Here is a 14,137-nt window from a genome sequence, read left to right on the forward strand (position 1 = left end):
TCGCCCCACTAGGCAAGTCACATCACGCGGTCCACGTGCTTTTTTGCTACAACCTGCGCGCCTGCAACCACAACACGAGCGACGGGACGGTTGCACCGGCGCACGGCCTGAGTAAGCATTGCGACCAACTGCACCCCAAACGGACGACCATGACGGACACACAGACACCCAACCAGCCCGCGCAGAGACGCAATTACCAGCTTATCTTTTGGTCAGGGTCACTGGCCACAATTGGCGGGCAGCTGGTGAACCCCAATCTGGTGCTGCCCTTCCTGTATCTGGCCTTGGGGGCGCCTACGTTTTTCGCGGGCCTTTTGCTGCCCTTCGTGACCGGATCGCGCCTGATTGCCGAGATTTTCATGTCTCCGTTCATCAATCGGGTGACCCGCGCGAAACTGGCGGTTTACGTACCCAACATCCTGACGGCCGCCATTCTGTCGGTCGTGGCATTGTTCGCAACAAACCTTCCCAATCTTTTGATTGTGTTACTATTTCTGACAACCGCGGTTGTAATGGGACTGTGCCAAGGGATCACCAGTCTGGGCACCAGCCAAATCTATGGCATCTCGGTGCCCGAGGCGAAACGAAATCGGATGGTGTTTGCACAGGCCACAATCTCAGGCATTCTGGCCATTCTTGTGGTCTGGGTGACGCGCGATCTGCTGGCCTCGGATGAACCAATGCAGCGCCACATCGTCGTCCTGTGGTGCGGCGTCGTCGCCATGTTCGCCGCCGGCGTCAGCTTTGCCGGTGTCCGGCTGCTGGAACAAGAGCAAGCCCGTGCCCCCGCACCCAAAAGCAAACCCAAACCGTTGGCTGAGTTGGTGACCGGTTTCAAAACCGGCATGGCTTATTCGTGGTATCGCAAGTTTCTTACGACGCGTCTGATCTTTGTCTCGGTTGAGCTGGCCATGCCGTTTTACACGATCCACGCTGCGACCTTTCACGTGGGCACCAAACACTCACTCAGCTATTTCGTGATGGCCGCCAGTCTTGGTATGGTGCTGGGCTCGATCCTGTGGGGTTGGCTCAGCGGTCGGATCTCGGTCAAGCCGGTGATGTGGCTGGGGTGCTTGATCTCGGCAGTTTCAGCCATACTGGCGCTGGCCTTCACATTCCTTGGCTATGCGCAGAACGTCTGGGTTTATGCGCTGGTCATCCTGCTGCTGTCACTGGGCGGGAATGGTGTCATTTATGGCCGCTATCTCTATATCATTGAAAAGACATCGGAACAGGAGCGTCCCTACCTGGTCGCCCTTGGCGATGTTAGTGCCGGACTGATCGGTATGGTCTTTGCTGCGATCCTAGGCGCGGTGGCACATCTGCACGATCCAATCACCCCGATCTTTGCACTGGTCGCGCTGAACCTGATCGCAATGCTCTATGCGTTGCGCCTGCCTCCGGTCAAAAGCTGACACTGCCCACGTTTTTCTTGGAAATGGTGGCTTTTCCTTGCCCAAAGCGACGCCTATACAGTGCCCCGCAACATCAACCCAAAGGGCACGATATGACCTACCACCCCAAATCGGATTTCATCGCCACGATGATCGAGCGCGGCTTTCTCGCCGACTGCACCGATTATCAGGGCCTTGACGAAGCGCTGATCAGTGGGTGCAAGCCGGCCTATATCGGCTTTGATGCGACGGCAAAATCGTTGCATGTGGGCAGCCTGATCCAAATCATGATGCTGCGCTGGTTCCAGAAAACCGGCCATCAGCCGATCACCCTGATGGGCGGCGGCACCACCAAGGTGGGCGATCCGTCGTTCCGCGCGGATGAACGTCCCCTGTTGGGCCCCGAACAGATCGACGAAAACATCGCGGGCATCAAAAAGGTGTTCTCGGCCTATATCGACTATGACAGTGACGCCGAAAACAAAGCTCTGATGCTGAACAATGCCGAGTGGCTAGACGACCTGAACTACCTCGATTTCCTGCGGGACATCGGGCGGCACTTCTCGGTCAACCGCATGCTTTCGTTTGAGTCCGTGAAATCGCGGCTGGATCGAGAACAATCGCTCAGCTTCCTCGAATTCAACTACATGATCCTGCAGGCTTATGATTTCCTTGAGTTGAACCGCCGCTATGGCTGTGTTCTGCAGATGGGCGGCTCGGATCAGTGGGGCAATATCGTCAATGGGATCGACCTGACCCGCCGCGTGCTGGATCATGAGATCTTTGGCCTGACCTCGCCCCTGTTGACCACCAGCGACGGCAAGAAGATGGGAAAATCTCAGGACGGTGCCGTGTGGCTGAACGCCGAGATGCGCTCGCCCTACGAATTCTGGCAGTTCTGGCGCAACACCACCGATGCGGATGTCGGGCGGTTCCTGAAGCTCTACACCGAAATGCCGGTGGATGAGTGCGAGCGCCTGGGCGCGCTGCAAGGGTCCGACATCAACGAAGCCAAAATCCGCTTGGCGAACGAAATCACCACCCTGCTGCACGGGGCCGAGGCCGCAGCCAAGGCCGAAGCAACCGCGCGTGAAGTGTTCGAAAAGGGCGGCGTGGGTGGCGATCTTCCGACCCTGACTCTCAGCGCGGATGAGCTGGGCGACGGCATGTCCATCGTGCAGGTCATCGTGAAATCGGGTCTGGCCAAATCGGGCAAAGAGGCCAAGCGCCTGATTGCCGAGAATGGCGCCAAGTTGGATGACGCGCCGCTGACCGATGCAGGGCTGATGATTGACGCGGGCGCGCTGTCCTCGCCCATCAAACTGAGTGCTGGTAAAAAGCGGCACGCGCTGGTGCAATTGGGCTGATCACAGCCCCGCCCATTAAAAATAACGGCCACCCCGTTGGGTGGCCGTTTTCCTTTTCAAAGGTGTAGGTTCACATCGGCGCGGTTAACGCTTGCCGCCCTTGCCGCCGCCTTTACCGTCGCCGTGGCCGCCTTTGCCACCGCCATGGCCTCCTTTACCGTCGCCGTGGCCGCCTTTGCCTCCGCCGTGACCGCCGCCATTGCTGCCCCCATTGCCGTGACCACCGCCGCCATTGCCATTGCCGTTATTGCCGCCACCGTTTCCGGTGCCGGGGCCAGAGCCGCCGTTATTGCCACCGCCGTTGCCGGAATTCCCGTTGTTTCCGTTACCATTACCGGGGCCGCCGTTGTTGCCACCGTTGTTGCCGCCATTGCCGCCGCCGTTGTTGCCGCCATTTCCGCCGCCGTTGTTGCCGCCATTGCCGCCGCCGTTGTTGCCGCCGTTGCCGCCGCCACCGCCGTTGCCTGGGTCACCGCCGCCGTCACCGGGATCACCACCACCGTCGCCGGGATCACCGCCACCATCACCGGGATCACCGCCACCATCACCGGGGTCGCCGCCACCGTCACCTGGACCACCGCCGCCGTTGCCGGGGTTACCACCTCCGCCTCCGCCGCCAGACCCGGAACCGCCTCCGTTATCTGAATCAAGACCGGCAAACTGATCATTTCCCCGCGCCTCGCCTGGATTTCCCGATGCACCAATCGAACCCGTTGGTTGGTCGGTCAACAACGAAGCCAATCCTGGGCATTGCGCCGTTGTGTTGCGCAATGTGGTCGCGAAATCCGACCGTTGTTGCAGGCGTTCCAGAAAGCTGGGTGTCACCTGCTGACAATCACACAGCGCCTGATAATCCCCCCGATTTGCAGCATCCCGGGCGGTCTTCCAGTTGCACACCTCTGGCGCAGCTGCGGCGCTGCTTACCGCCATCACTGTCAGAAAAGGTGCTGTTACCAGCACAGGAATTCCGACTTTCAAACTCTTACGCATAACACGTGTCTCCTTGTTCGGCGCCCCCTCGAACGCGTCAAATTGATAGGTACCGATGTGAGACTTGCGCATTAAGCGCAGTTAAAGTTCCTCTGAGGATCGCTTGAGAAACGGCATAAAACTTTGAAAAATCTCGTCCGAATTGTGGACATCACCTAAATCCTCAGATTAACTGAACATACGTTCATATCCTGAGAGGAGACCGCCGCCATGCAATTGTCCACCACATCCGCGATCATCACTGGCGGTGCTTCGGGGCTGGGCGAAGCAACCGCACGCCACTTTGCCGAGCGCGGCGCGCAGGTCACTATTCTGGACCGCGACGCCGTCCGTGGCACTCAGGTCGCGGAGGAGATCGGAGGGCATTTTGCTGAAACGGACGTGACGAACGAGGAATCCGTGGCCGCAGCGATCGATCAGGCGATGAGCAATATGGGCCAGATCACGGCCGCCGTGAACTGCGCCGGAATCGCTTATGGCATCAAGACGGTGGGCAAAGACGGCCCCCACCCACTGGACGCCTTTCAACGCACCATCGACATCAATCTGGTGGGCACATTCAACGTCTCGCGCCTGGCTGCGACTGAAATGGCAAAGAATGACCCTGAGCCCGACGGCGCACGCGGTGTGATCATCAATACCGCATCGATCGCGGCCTTTGACGGGCAAAAAGGACAAGCGGCCTATGCGGCTTCAAAAGGTGGAGTGGTCGGGATGACCCTGCCGATGGCCCGCGATCTGGCCTCGACCGGGATACGGGTTATGGCCATCGCGCCCGGCATCTTCATGACCCCGATGCTGGCCGGCCTGCCCGAAGAGGTACAGCAGCAGCTGGCCGCTGACGTCCCCAACCCGGCCCGTCTGGGTGATCCACGCGAATACGGACGACTGGCAGGGGTTATCGTCGAGATGGGATACCTGAACGGAGAGGTCATCCGCATCGACGGTGCCCTGCGAATGCGCTAGGTCAGTTTCATGACCGAACGCGAAAAGATGCAGGCCGGAGAGTGGTATTGCTGTCTGGATCCGGAATTGGATGCCCTGCGCGCACAGGCCCGACACGCGGTTCACGCGCATAACACCTGTCCGCCGGATACCCGCGGTGCGATAGCACCGGAATTGCTGGCGTTGTTCGGCAACGTCGGGTCGGATTGCTTTCTCGAGGCTCCTTTTCACTGCGCCTATGGGTTGAACATCCATCTAGGCCAGCGCGTTTTCTTCAACTCGGGCTGCGTGGTTCTGGACACTGCTGCGGTGCGGGTAGGAGACGGCACGATGTTGGGACCGCACGTTCAGATTTATTGCGCTCAACACGCCAAAGACCCGGTTGAGCGTGCGCAGGGTCTTGAAATTGGTCTTCCGGTGACGATTGGGCGGAATGTCTGGGTGGGCGGTGGAGCCATCTTGATGCCCGGAATCACCATCGGCGACAATGCCACCATCGGTGCGGGCAGCGTCGTGACCAAAGACGTCGCGGCCGAGGAAACCGTAGTTGGAAACCCTGCCCGAGCGCTGAAACAGTCCTAAGCGCCTTCGGCCTTTTCTTCGAGCATCAGCCACTCATCCTCGGCTGCGGCCAGTTTTTCCTGCCGCTCGACCAACGCCTCGGTCGCCTTCTGGAATTTAACCGGTTCGCGGCTGAACAATTCGGGATCGGACATGAGGTCTTCCAGTTTGCCGATCTCGGCCTCAAGCCGAGCGATTTCGGCGGGTAGTTTCTCAAGCCGGTGTTTTTCCGAGAAAGACAGACCCGATTTCGCCTGACTTTCCTGCTTGACCTTTGGCTTTGAGGGTTTTGATTTTTCTGCCTTCTTTTCCGCAACGTCCCCTCGCTGAGCGATATAGTCCGACCACCCACCCGCATAAACGATTGCGCGGCCATTGCCCTCCATCGCGATGGTCGTGGTGGCGACGCGATCCAGGAAATCCCGGTCGTGACTGACCAGCAAAACGGTGCCGTCATAATCGTCCAGCAGTTCCTGCAACAGATCCAGCGTTTCGACATCCAGATCGTTGGTCGGTTCGTCCAGCACCAGCAGGTTCGAGGATTTCGCCATCAGCTTGGCCAGCAGCAATCGCGCTTTTTCGCCCCCTGACAGGGATTTAACCGCCGCTCTGGCCTGCCGTTCGTCAAACAGGAATTCCTTGAGGTAGCCGACCACATGCTTGGGTTGGCCACCGACCATCACCTGATCGGCCTTGCCGGCAACCCGCATCTCGGGGTCGCCGGTCAGACTATCCCAAAGGCTCATTTCCGGGTCCAGTTGCGCGCGGGTCTGATCGAACACCGCAACCTCAAGATTGGTACCCAGGGTCACCGACCCATCATCCGGTTGCTCTTGTCCAAGCAGCATTTTCAGCAGGGTCGTTTTGCCTACACCATTGGGTCCGACAAAAGCCACCCGATCACCGCGTTGCACCAATAGGTCGAAGTTCCGCACGATCTGTTGCGCATCAAAGGACTTGGATAAGCCTTTGGCTTCGATCACTTTTCGTCCGGATTTCGGCCCTGCCTCAAGCGCCATAGCGGCCGAGCCCTGGCGTTTGATCTGCGCCGCCTTTTCGGCCCGCAGCGCCTGCAGGGCGCGCACGCGGCCCTGATTGCGCTTGCGTCGTGCGCTGATGCCTTCAACGGCCCATTTCGCTTCGGATTTAATCAGGCGGTTCAGCTTGTGACGTTGCTGATCTTCCTCATCCCAAACTTTGTCACGCCAGATTTCGAATGCGTCGAACCCCTTTTCCTGTCGCCGCACCATTCCGCGGTCAATCCACAGCGTGGCGCGGGTCAACGCCCGCAAAAACGCACGGTCGTGCGAGATCAGGACAAACGCAGCCCGCGTCGCACCCAGCTCACGCTCGAGCCACGCGATGGCTTCGATATCCAGGTGGTTGGTCGGCTCATCCAGCAGCATCAGGTCTGGCGCCTCGGCCATCAGCTTGGCCAGCGCCGCGCGCCGCCGCTCACCGCCCGAGGCCGTTTCGACCGCGCGATCTGGGTCAAATTTCAGCCCCTCTCCGGCGCGTTCAACCTTGTAAAGCTCGCCCGGCTCTAACCCGCTTGAGGCATAGTCGCCCAGCGTGGTGAACCCTTCCATGGTTGGGTCCTGCTCCATGTAACCCACAGATTTACCCGGTGGAATCACAATGTCGCCTTGGTCTGGCTCGACAAGACCGGCCATCACTTTCATCAGGGTTGATTTACCGGACCCATTGCGCCCCACCAACGCGACACGGTCGCCCGGCTGCACCACCAGGTCCAGCCCCGAAAACACCGGATCGCCCCCAAAAGTCAGGGAAATGCCGGACATCTGCAACAAAGGAATTCTCGCCATGCCCGCCAGCTAAACCGGCAAGGCCAAGGGGTCAACGGGGATTACCGAACCACCGCCCGCAACAATCGTTTCCTTGCCGGGGGAATCGCACCAATCTCAAGCCCGGTGAACACATGCAGCGTATTCATATGCCGATCGACGACCGCGTGGTCACTGACCCAGCCGCCCATCATCAGATAAGTACGCAGCAAGGGCGGCATCCGCAACATCGCCTTTTTCACATCCGGCCTGCGACGCAGACGCGCGGCAAAGCGGAATACATCAGGTGCCTTGACCCGCGGCAACCAGCGTTTTGGGGCCAGATGCCGATACTTTAGCATCGCGAACGCATCCAGATACTCCTCGGTTTCGGTCCCGGCGAAGGACGAACAGCCAAACAGCATCTCGACATTATTCTGATCTACATAGGCCGTCATTGCCCCCCAGGCGACACGCAGAATGTCTGGGTCGGTCCAGTCCGGATGAACGCAAAACCGCCCCATCTCAACCATCCGACCGCTAAACCCCGCAAGCGCCGAAAGATCATAGAACTGCGCCGAATAGCTGCGGCCGATTTCAGTGCCATCCGCCATGGTCAGCATGCGGAAACAACAGACCACCTGCCCGCCTGTGCGCACATCTTCGACCAGAATATGGGCACAGACCGAATCGAAATCGTCCTGATCGATTTTTTCTGTCCCAAAGGCCAACATCCGCAGCTGCTGTGCCGCCGCCACGTCCTGCGGCGATTGCCCCAGCCGGGCGCGATACCGCCCCTTACCAAGCAATAGTGCCATGGTCGCATCCTCCGCGGTTGCTGACCTGTTTCCTCTTGCCATGCCCCTATCACACAATGTGTGACTGCCGCATGACCATCGCAAGATGTGGCTGTAACTTATTGTGACGCGCCAGGAATATTGGCCGGGTTGAAGTTGCCGATGTTACCCAACAGCTGACGGATAAAGCCCTGACCCTGAATCGTGGACTCGGTAATCCGGCGATCCAACGTGACGACAATACCGTCTTCAAGCCCGAACCGCTCGATGTTGCGAACTACGCCCCGGTCATCAAAGCTGATCGCCACCAACTCACGCGAGACCACTTCGGGCTTTTTCGGGCCGTAATGACGAATGCGTGACCGGACGTAATAGAACCCGGAATCGCGGATCACGCCGGACGAACTGGGGGCACCGACCGCCTCGATCACACTGTCGCGGGTGTCCACACCCACTTTGACCTCGGCCAGATCCTCAGGCGTTGGGACATATCCGTGATTCTTGAAGACCGGCGAACATGCACCAGCCGCTGCCAGACAGGCCGCAAAGACAAGCGTTTTCGACGCCGGTTTCAACCTGTTCACAACCTTCAACATTCACACCCTCTTGCCTTGGCCCGCTACGGACCCTATCCGCTTACATCAAACCGCAGCCCCGGTTCAACACAGGAAAGGGTCACGAATGAGCAACCAGACATCTCTGCGGGTGGCCGATCTGCCCCAAAATGCACCAACCCCCTTTGAGTTGCGCCCAGACGCCAAGGCTTTGGAGGTGATCCGGGACGAGTTGGGCTTGCTTGGCCTACGCAAGCTCAGCTTTGTGGGTGACGTAAGGGCACAGGGCAAGCGCGACTGGGCATTGAACGGAAAACTGGGGGCTACAGTGATTCAGCCCTGCGTGGTGACATTGGAACCGGTGACCACCCGCATCGACATCCCGGTCGCGCGAATCTATGTGGCCGATTGGGTTGATCCAGAAGAGCCCGAGTTTGAAATCCCCGAAGGTGATGAAACCGAACAGCTTGGTGCTGAGATCGACCCAGCGCTTGTCATGGTCGAGGCCCTGTCGCTGGCCCTGCCCCAATACCCACGTAAAGACGGTGCCGAACTGGGACAGGCCGACTATACCGAACCGGGCAAACAGGCCATGACAGACGAAGACGTCAAGCCCTTTGCCGGTCTGGCCGGCCTGCGCGACGCGCTGAAAAAAGACGAGTGACATAGGTCTGTTTTCCTGTCATATCAGGCCCTCAGAAAAATCGCTTGAACATGTCGAGAATCGCAGTATTTTCGCGCGCTCATCGGAATTTGGGTTGGACATTGCGGGGATCGTCCCCTAAACGCGCGTCAAACCACAAGATAAACGAAGAATGAAACCCGGCCCACAGCGAATCTGTTGGCCCTTAGTTAGACAAAGGTTGAGACCATGGCCGTCCAACAGAACAAAGTTTCCAAGTCGCGTCGCAACAACCGCCGCGCACACGACGCTCTGGTTGCTGCAAACCCGAACGAATGCCCCAACTGCGGCGAGCTGAAGCGCCCGCACCACGTCTGCGCGTCCTGCGGCCACTACGATGACCGCGAAGTCGTCGCACAGGCCGACGAAATCGACCTGGACGAAGACGCGGCCTAAGCCTTTAAAAGCGCAGGCAAGGCATGACTGAACAGCCCTCGCACGCCGGACGGATTACCATCTCGGTTGACGCTATGGGCGGAGACTCGGGGCCCGCGACTGTGGTTGCGGGCATTGCCAAATCGGCAATCAAAAACCCCGATATCGCGTTTATTCTGCACGGGCCTGAGCCTACGCTGCGCAAACTTGTTGCCAAACGGCGTGTCCTGCAGGGGCGCGTCGTTTTTCGTGATTGCCCCGATGTAGTCACGATGGAGGACAAGCCCAGTCAGGTTGTCCGCAGCGGCAAGCAGACCTCGATGTGGTCAACGCTGGAATCAGTGCGGCAAGGTGAGGCGCATGGCGCCGTTTCCTGCGGCAACACCGGCGCGCTGATGGCGCTGTCGATGATGCGGTTGCGCAAATTGCCGGGTGTAAACCGTCCGGCGATTGCGATTCTGTGGCCATCGCGCAACCCACAAGGGTTCAACGTGATGCTGGATGTGGGCGCGGATGTGCGCGCCGACGCCAAGGACTTGCTGCAATATGCGCTGATGGGCGCATCCTATGCGCGCAACGGCATGGCGCTTGAACGTCCTCGGATTGGTCTGTTGAACGTGGGCACCGAAGAACACAAGGGTCGCGCCGAGCTTAAAGAAGCACATGCTATGATCACGGAATTCGCAGAGCAGGCGAATTTCGATTTTGTCGGTTTCGTTGAAGGCAGCGACATTCCCGGCGACAAGGCGGATGTCATTGTCACTGATGGGTTTACCGGCAACGTCGCCATTAAGACCGGCGAAGGCACCGCCAGCCTGATTGGCGACCTGTTGCGCAAAGCGTTCAAGTATTCACCGCTGTCACGCCTCGCTTCGGTACTGGCGATCACGTCGTTAAATCGTTTGAAAAAGCGTATCGACCCGCGCCAAGTGAATGGCGGCGTTTTTCTTGGCCTCAACGGAACCGTGGTCAAATCACATGGTGGCGCGGATGCCATCGGAGTCTCGGCAGCAGTCAAACTGGCCTTTACCCTGGCCCAGTCTGGTTTCGCCGAAAAATTGGCGGCACGGGTTGCATCGACAGCCGAGCTTGCACAAGATGCCGCCCACACGCCGCCAAAGGCTGGCGAATAACAAAAAAGGCAGTACCCAAGCATGGCAGGCCGTTCAGTTGTCGTTGGTGTCGGACACTATTTGCCAGAGCGCATCGTTCCGAATTCCGAGTTTGAAAAGACGCTCGATACAACGGATGAGTGGATTAAGACCCGCTCGGGTATCGAGCGCCGCCATTTCGCCGCCGAAAACGAAACAACGTCCGATCTGGCCACCAAGGCAGCCGAGGCCGCGCTGGCCGATGCGGGGCTAGTGGCTGACGATATCGATGCGATCATTGTGGCAACTTCGACCGCCGATCTGACTTTCCCATCTGCCGCAACCATGGTGCAGGCACAGTTGGGCATGACCAAAGGCTTTGCCTTTGACGTTCAGGCCGTCTGCGCCGGGTTCGTCTTTGCGCTGACCAATGCCAACGCCCTGATCGTATCCGGTCAGGCCAAGCGCGTTCTGGTCATCGGGGCCGAAACCTTCTCGCGAATCATGGACTGGACGGACCGGTCCACCTGCGTGCTGTTCGGTGATGGCGCTGGTGCGCTAGTGTTGGAGTTGCAAGAGGGCGAAGGCAGTGCGCAGGATCGTGGCATTCTGGCGACCGACCTTAATTCAGACGGCCGGTACAAGGACCTGCTTTACGTCGATGGCGGTGTGTCGACCCAATCGACCGGACATCTGCGGATGCAAGGTAATCAGGTGTTCCGCCATGCGGTCGAAAAATTGGCCAAAACGGCGGAAACCGCGTTGCAAAGCGTTGGCCTCAGCAACACTGACGTCGACTGGATTGTGCCCCATCAGGCAAATATCCGCATTATTCAGGGCACCGCCAAGAAAATGGGCCTGCCGATGGAAAACGTCGTCGTCACAGTTCAGGACCATGGCAACACATCGGCCGCGTCGATTCCTCTTGCCTTGTCCGTCGGCAAACAGCGCGGGCAAATCAAGCAGGGCGATCTGCTTGTGACCGAGGCCATCGGCGGCGGTCTGGCCTGGGGCGCGGTTGTGCTGCGCTGGTAACCGGCGCAATTCGGCTTACACGCAGACTTGCAATTCATTGATATTGACAGCGAATTTCCCCTCGCCGTATTCTGCGGTATCAACAGGGGAAATGGTATGGGCGATAAAACACTGACCCGAATGGATCTGAGCGAGGCCGTCTTTCGTGAGGTTGGCCTGTCACGCAACGAAAGTGCGCAGCTGGTCGAAAGCGTTCTGAACCACATGTCCGACGCTTTGGTGCGCGGCGAGCAGGTGAAGATTTCGTCATTCGGCACGTTCAGCGTTCGGGACAAAACTGCCCGCATCGGCCGCAACCCCAAAACCGGCGAAGAGGTTCCGATTCAACCCCGCCGGGTTCTGACGTTCCGCCCGTCGCACCTGATGAAGGATCGCGTCGCCGCAGGGAACCGTAAGTAAGATCAGGACGACACGGTCATGAGCAAGTCCCCCGACGCCTTTCGCACGATCAGTGAAGTTGCGGACTGGCTGGGCGTTCAGGCTCATGTCCTGCGATTCTGGGAAAGCCGTTTCAATCAGGTCAAACCGGTAAAGCGTGCCGGAGGGCGGCGTTACTACCGTCCCAACGACATGCGCCTGCTAGGCGGAATCAAGAAACTGCTGCACGAGGACGGGATAACCATCAAAGGCGTTCAGCGTATCCTGCGCGAACAGGGCGTGGCGCATGTTTCTGCGCTTTCGCAAGGGTTGGACGAGGTGGCCAAACCGGACGCCACCGCTAACGACAGTGTAGTTGTGCCCTTCTCTTCTAAGCCAGTCGAGACAAGCGAACAGATCAACCTAAATCTGGACGACGCTGCGCCCGTTGCCGAGGCCCCTAAGGTGGAGCCTGCTGAACCCAAACCGCAGCCGGTCGCGGCGCAACCCACACCGGAGTTTCTGGATGAGGCCCCCCTGCTGGGTGGAATCGCAACGCAGGCATGGAATCGCACCGATTTCGATGACGATCTGCTGAAACAGATCGCTCCGGTGGCAAAGGACCTTCGCGCCGTTCTTAACCGCATTGAAAACCGAACGGCGGGATAAGAAAAAAAGGCGATGATTTCCTCTTGCCCCTGCCGGGAAAGTCTTTATGAACACCTCAACGTCGGGCTATGGCGCAGCCTGGTAGCGCGTCCGTCTGGGGGACGGAAGGTCGCAGGTTCGAGTCCTGCTAGCCCGACCAAATCATACCGACGTTTATGGCAGACAGGCCAGATCCCGCTCTGGCATCAAGGGGGATCGGAATGACAGGTGTATGCCCAAATCAGCAAATCGAAGCGATGATCGCGCGCGGTGAAATCACCGCCAACCCCGAGGTTATCCCTGCGCAGGTTCAGCCTGCCAGCCTTGATTTGCGCTTGGGAACAGTGGCTTACCGTGTTCGCGCCTCGTTTCTGGCCGGCGAAACCCGATCCGTCGCGGATCGGTTGTCTGAGTTCGAGATGCACCGCATCGACATCACGGACGGTGCGGTTCTGGAAAAAGGCTGCGTCTATCTGGTGCCGTTGATGGAATCGCTGGCCCTGCCCGAAACCGTGACGGCTGTGGCTAACGCCAAAAGCTCAACCGGGCGGCTGGACTTGCTGACCCGCACCATCACCGATGGCGGCACCGAGTTCGACCGCGTGCCCGCGGGCTATACCGGCCCGCTTTACGCGGAGATTTGCCCGCGTTCCTTCTCGGTGCTGGTACGTCCGGGGATGCGGCTCAATCAGATTCGCTTCCGCCAAGGTCAGGCCGTGCTTAGCGATGCAGAACTGACCGCGTTGCACAGTGACTCGCCCTTGGTTGACGGTCCTGCAGTGATTCAGGACGGGTTGGGTTTTTCGGTCGACTTGCAATTGCCCGACACCGATCTGGTGGGCTATCGCGCCAAGCCGCATACCGGAGTGATCGATCTGGACCGGATCGGAGAATACGACCCGCAGGAATACTGGGAAGAGGTCCGCACCACCGATGGCCGCATCATCCTGGACCCGGGCGCCTTCTACATCCTGGTCAGCCGCGAGGCCGTCCACATCCCTCCCCTCTATGCCGCCGAGATGGCGCCGTATCTGGCCATGGTGGGTGAATTCCGGGTGCATTACGCAGGTTTCTTCGACCCCGGTTTCGGCCACGCCGCCGCCGGAGGCGCTGGATCACGTGGAGTGCTTGAAGTGCGCTGCCATGAGGCACCTTTTGTGTTGGAACACGGTCAAGTCGTCGGCCGGCTGGTCTATGAGAAAATGGCCGAAATGCCCACCCAGCTGTACGGGGCTGGCATCGCCTCAAACTACCAAGGACAAGGCTTGAAATTGTCCAAGCATTTCAAGGCGGTTAGCTGATTAGAACTTCATGAACCGGCGCGCTTGACGGGTTATTCGTTGCGCTTGTTTCAGGTTCTGGGATGGGCGTGGGCCTTTGTTGTTGGCACGGTTGGCCTCGCCGGGCTGTTCGTTTTTACCACCCATACGGCTTGCCATATCAAAGCCCTTGTCAACGCCTTTACTTACAAGGCGGCGCATGACCTGACGTACGATCATGTCGATCATCCGATTGGCATTCATTGCTCAACTCCGTCTTCTGACCCTCAACACAGGC

General features: G+C 58.9%; 16 protein-coding genes and 1 tRNA gene. 12 read left to right on the forward strand and 5 right to left on the reverse strand.

Features of this window, described 5'->3' with window-relative positions; all coding sequences use genetic code 11:
• Positions 1 to 149: 149 nt before the first annotated feature.
• Complete coding sequence (locus tag ACR0JB_RS06610; protein ID WP_170577669.1) at positions 150 to 1,415, forward strand: MFS transporter; 1,266 nt, start codon at positions 150 to 152, stop codon at positions 1,413 to 1,415.
• Between the two features lie 92 nt (positions 1,416 to 1,507).
• Entirely contained in the window at positions 1,508 to 2,761 is a 1,254-nt protein-coding gene (gene tyrS / locus ACR0JB_RS06615; RefSeq protein WP_170396091.1) for a tyrosine--tRNA ligase, read from the forward strand.
• 84 nt (positions 2,762 to 2,845) lie between these two features.
• On the opposite strand, the gene ACR0JB_RS06620 is transcribed toward tyrS, so the two are convergent.
• Entirely contained in the window at positions 2,846 to 3,751 is a 906-nt protein-coding gene (locus ACR0JB_RS06620) for a hypothetical protein (RefSeq protein WP_480789768.1), read from the reverse strand.
• 210 nt (positions 3,752 to 3,961) lie between these two features.
• Between ACR0JB_RS06620 and ACR0JB_RS06625 the strand changes: the two genes are divergently transcribed.
• Together ACR0JB_RS06625 and ACR0JB_RS06630 are read left to right on the forward strand one after the other, a co-directional pair.
• Positions 3,962 to 4,717: an SDR family NAD(P)-dependent oxidoreductase gene (locus ACR0JB_RS06625; protein ID WP_170396095.1), complete on the forward strand. Its 756-nt coding sequence runs from the start codon at positions 3,962 to 3,964 to the stop codon at positions 4,715 to 4,717.
• Between the two features lie 9 nt (positions 4,718 to 4,726).
• A complete protein-coding gene (locus ACR0JB_RS06630) occupies positions 4,727 to 5,278 on the forward strand; it encodes a sugar O-acetyltransferase (RefSeq protein WP_480789769.1) in 552 nt (183 codons plus the stop codon).
• On the opposite strand, the gene ACR0JB_RS06635 is transcribed toward ACR0JB_RS06630, so the two are convergent.
• From ACR0JB_RS06635 to ACR0JB_RS06645, 3 genes are all read right to left on the reverse strand, one after another.
• Positions 5,275 to 7,083, reverse strand: a complete 1,809-nt coding sequence (locus ACR0JB_RS06635; RefSeq protein ID WP_254437390.1) for an ABC-F family ATP-binding cassette domain-containing protein — start codon at positions 7,081 to 7,083, stop codon at positions 5,275 to 5,277. The two genes, ACR0JB_RS06630 and ACR0JB_RS06635, sit on opposite strands and share 4 nt — an antisense overlap.
• 41 nt (positions 7,084 to 7,124) lie before the next feature.
• Complete coding sequence (locus ACR0JB_RS06640; RefSeq protein WP_254437391.1) at positions 7,125 to 7,859, reverse strand: GNAT family N-acetyltransferase; 735 nt, start codon at positions 7,857 to 7,859, stop codon at positions 7,125 to 7,127.
• Positions 7,860 to 7,957: 98 nt separating this feature from the next.
• Positions 7,958 to 8,434: an outer membrane protein assembly factor BamE gene (locus tag ACR0JB_RS06645; RefSeq protein WP_170358862.1), complete on the reverse strand. Its 477-nt coding sequence runs from the start codon at positions 8,432 to 8,434 to the stop codon at positions 7,958 to 7,960.
• An 85-nt stretch (positions 8,435 to 8,519) separates the two neighbouring features.
• Here ACR0JB_RS06645 and ACR0JB_RS06650 point away from each other — a divergent pair, with 85 nt between their 5' ends.
• The 8 genes from ACR0JB_RS06650 (at position 8,520) to ACR0JB_RS06685 (ending at position 13,881) form a co-directional block, all read left to right on the forward strand.
• Entirely contained in the window at positions 8,520 to 9,056 is a 537-nt protein-coding gene (locus ACR0JB_RS06650; RefSeq protein WP_170396101.1) for a YceD family protein, read from the forward strand.
• 207 nt (positions 9,057 to 9,263) lie between these two features.
• A complete protein-coding gene (gene rpmF, locus ACR0JB_RS06655) occupies positions 9,264 to 9,470 on the forward strand; it encodes a 50S ribosomal protein L32 (RefSeq protein WP_008756996.1) in 207 nt (68 codons plus the stop codon).
• A 23-nt stretch (positions 9,471 to 9,493) separates the two neighbouring features.
• Positions 9,494 to 10,582 carry a phosphate acyltransferase PlsX gene (plsX, locus tag ACR0JB_RS06660; RefSeq protein ID WP_170348975.1) on the forward strand — a complete coding sequence of 363 codons (1,089 nt, stop codon included), beginning with the start codon at positions 9,494 to 9,496 and terminating at the stop codon, positions 10,580 to 10,582.
• Between the two features lie 21 nt (positions 10,583 to 10,603).
• Positions 10,604 to 11,575 (forward strand): beta-ketoacyl-ACP synthase III, encoded by a 972-nt coding sequence (locus ACR0JB_RS06665; protein WP_170358866.1) that lies wholly within the window; start codon positions 10,604 to 10,606, stop codon positions 11,573 to 11,575.
• A 96-nt stretch (positions 11,576 to 11,671) separates the two neighbouring features.
• The gene (gene ihfA / locus ACR0JB_RS06670; RefSeq protein ID WP_008755922.1) at positions 11,672 to 11,974 is read left to right on the forward strand and encodes an integration host factor subunit alpha; all 303 of its coding nucleotides are present in this window, start codon (positions 11,672 to 11,674) and stop codon (positions 11,972 to 11,974) included.
• Positions 11,975 to 11,992: 18 nt separating this feature from the next.
• The gene (locus tag ACR0JB_RS06675; protein WP_170348977.1) at positions 11,993 to 12,601 is read left to right on the forward strand and encodes a MerR family transcriptional regulator; all 609 of its coding nucleotides are present in this window, start codon (positions 11,993 to 11,995) and stop codon (positions 12,599 to 12,601) included.
• Positions 12,602 to 12,663: 62 nt separating this feature from the next.
• A tRNA-Pro gene (locus ACR0JB_RS06680) sits at positions 12,664 to 12,740 on the forward strand.
• Positions 12,741 to 12,801: 61 nt separating this feature from the next.
• Entirely contained in the window at positions 12,802 to 13,881 is a 1,080-nt protein-coding gene (locus ACR0JB_RS06685) for a 2'-deoxycytidine 5'-triphosphate deaminase (RefSeq protein ID WP_170358869.1), read from the forward strand.
• Here ACR0JB_RS06685 and ACR0JB_RS06690 read toward each other — a convergent pair whose 3' ends face one another.
• Positions 13,882 to 14,103 (reverse strand): hypothetical protein, encoded by a 222-nt coding sequence (locus ACR0JB_RS06690; RefSeq protein ID WP_170410164.1) that lies wholly within the window; start codon positions 14,101 to 14,103, stop codon positions 13,882 to 13,884.
• Between the last annotated feature and the right edge of the window lie 34 nt (positions 14,104 to 14,137).

The organism is Ruegeria sp. BI7 (genome assembly GCF_056537925.1).